Here is a 2,194-nt window from a genome sequence, read left to right on the forward strand (position 1 = left end):
TTTCGCCGTCTTCGCGCTCGGGGCGGTGCTGCTCGGGCTCGGCACCGCGATGGTCTATCCGACCCTGCTGGCCGCGATCGGCGACGTCGCGCATCCCGCCTGGCGCGCCTCGGCGGTGGGCGTGTATCGGCTGTGGCGCGACCTCGGCTACGCGGTCGGGGCGCTGCTCGCGGGCATCACCGCCGACCTGCTGGGCCTCGCCGCGGCAGTCTGGCTGGTGGGGGCATTGACCTTCCTCTCCGGAGTCGTTGTGTGGAAAAGGATGACGGAAACGCTCGCAAGGGGAAGAACATGAGCATGCAAGAACAACCGGCCGACTTCATGGAGCCGCGGCGCCTCCGCGAGCTCGTTCGAAGCGGCGAGCAAGTGGCCATCGTCGACGTTCGATCGGCCGAAGAATTCGCGGCCGGTCATGTCGAGGGCGCCATCAACATTCCGGCCGACCAGATTGCCGCACAGGCGAACGCGCTTCCCAAGGATGCGACGATCGTCACCGTCTGCAATTTAGGGGGTTCGCGATCCTGCGATGCCGCCGAACGACTCCGCCAATTGGGATACCGCGACGCCAGTCCGCTACGCGGCGGCGCCCGCGGCTGGCTCGGGGGCGAACCCGAGGTGGACAATGGCGATCGCCGCACCCCGCATCCATGACACTCCCGTTTCCGGAAAAGACAGGCACGGATCCATGTTTCGCAACAATCGCAACGTCCTGATTCTGGCCGCAAGCCAGGCGCTCATGCTCTCGGCCATCGTGATGTCGATGGCGATCGGCGGCATCATCGGCGGCGTACTGTCACCGGACAAGGGGCTCGCCACCTTGCCGATCGCCGCGATGGTGATCGGCACGGCAGTCGCCTCGCTGCCGGCGGCCATCCTCATGCGCCGTCATGGGCGCCGGGCGGGCTTCCTGGCGGGGGCGGCGCTGGGGGTAACGGGCAGTCTCGTATGTGTGCTCGCCCTGCATCAGACGTCGTTCGCGCTCTTCGTGGTCGGGCACCTGCTGCTCGGCAGCTATCAGGGCTTCGGCAACTACTACCGCTTCGCCGCAGTCGAGGCGACCGACGCGATACATGCGAGCCGAGCGATCTCGTGGGTGGTCGCGGGCGGGTTGGTCGCGGCCTTCGTCGGGCCGCAGCTCGGTCAGGGCGGACGGGACTGGATCGCGGGCGGGCTTTTCATTGGTTCGTACGCCGCGCAGGGGGCGCTCAGCCTCGTCGCGCTGTTCCTACTGTCGCACGTGCGGCTCAAGCCGGTTGCGGTGCAGCAGGGCGGCGAGGTTCGGCCCTTGCGCGAGATCCTTGGGCAACCGGCGCTGCAGGCCTCGATCCTCGGGGCGGCAGCCGGTTACGCCGTGATGATCATGGTCATGGCGGCCACGCCCCTGGCAATGCTCGGCTGCGGCCTGCCGGGCACGAGCGTGACGCCGGTCATCCAGTGGCACGTGGTCGGGATGTTCGCTCCGTCCTTCTTCACCGGTACGCTCATCACGCGCTACGGCGCGCCCCGCATCATGCAGGTCGGTTTCGTGCTCCTGCTCGGCCACGTCGCGGTCAATGCGTCGGGCGTCGAATTCCTTAACTTCCTGTCCGCGCTGATCCTGCTGGGCGTCGGCTGGAACTTCGCCTTCGTCGGCGGCACCGCATTGCTGACGCAGACCTATCGCCCGGCGGAGCAGATGAAGGTGCAGGCGGTCAACGAGTTCGCGATTTTCGGCCTCGTCGCCGCGGCCACGCTTTCGGCCGGCTGGGTCTATGACCGTTTGGGATGGGCGGTCCTGAACATGGCCGTCCTGCCGCTTCTTCTGGCGGCGCTGCTGGTGGTCGTGGGAATCGAAAGACGCATGCGGTCGGCGGTGCCGGCCTGAGACCGTGACGCACGGGAGGCATGACCATGATGGGTTATTGGGGTGATTTCGGCGGGTGGGGCATGGGTTTCGGCTTCCTCTTCATGATCCTGTTCTGGGTTCTGGTCGTCCTCGGGATCGTGGCGCTGGTCCGCTGGCTGCTGCAGCAGTCGCAGGCCGGGGGCGACCGGCGAACGGAAGAGCGGCCGCGCGACAAGACGCCGCTGGAGCTCGTGCAGGAACGCTACGCACGGGGCGAAATCGACCGCGACGAATACGAGCAAAAGAAACTGGACCTGGAGAAATGAGCACGAACCTGCCGATCTACCTCGACTACAACGCCACCACCCC

At 66.9% G+C, this 2,194-nt stretch carries 4 protein-coding genes; all 4 read left to right on the forward strand.

All coding sequences use genetic code 11. The features are described from left to right. Nucleotides 1–295 (forward strand): MFS transporter (locus GO615_RS27520; RefSeq protein ID WP_169133033.1); only part of this gene is annotated, 295 nt, incomplete at its 5' end. Continuing rightward, nucleotides 292–651, forward strand: coding sequence for a rhodanese-like domain-containing protein (locus GO615_RS27525; RefSeq protein ID WP_169133034.1), 360 nt, complete (start codon nucleotides 292–294; stop codon nucleotides 649–651). The genes GO615_RS27520 and GO615_RS27525, both read left to right, overlap by 4 nt. 34 nt (nucleotides 652–685) lie before the next feature. Beyond that, nucleotides 686–1,864, forward strand: coding sequence for an MFS transporter (locus GO615_RS27530; RefSeq protein WP_211167405.1), 1,179 nt, complete (start codon nucleotides 686–688; stop codon nucleotides 1,862–1,864). A 26-nt stretch (nucleotides 1,865–1,890) separates the two neighbouring features. Further along, nucleotides 1,891–2,151, forward strand: coding sequence for an SHOCT domain-containing protein (locus GO615_RS27535; RefSeq protein ID WP_169133036.1), 261 nt, complete (start codon nucleotides 1,891–1,893; stop codon nucleotides 2,149–2,151). The last annotated feature ends 43 nt before the right edge of the window (nucleotides 2,152–2,194 follow it).

Source organism: Aromatoleum evansii (genome assembly GCF_012910805.1).
Lineage (GTDB): Bacteria > Pseudomonadota > Gammaproteobacteria > Burkholderiales > Rhodocyclaceae > Aromatoleum > Aromatoleum evansii.

Excerpts from the sequence above, each read along its gene's own strand:
- GO615_RS27525 (WP_169133034.1), top strand. The coding sequence starts at position 292 with ATGAGCATGCAAGAACAACCGGCCGACTTCATGGAGCCGCGGCGCCTC.
- GO615_RS27530 (WP_211167405.1), top strand. The coding sequence starts at position 686 with ATGTTTCGCAACAATCGCAACGTCCTGATTCTGGCCGCAAGCCAGGCG.
- GO615_RS27535 (WP_169133036.1), top strand. The coding sequence starts at position 1,891 with ATGATGGGTTATTGGGGTGATTTCGGCGGGTGGGGCATGGGTTTCGGC.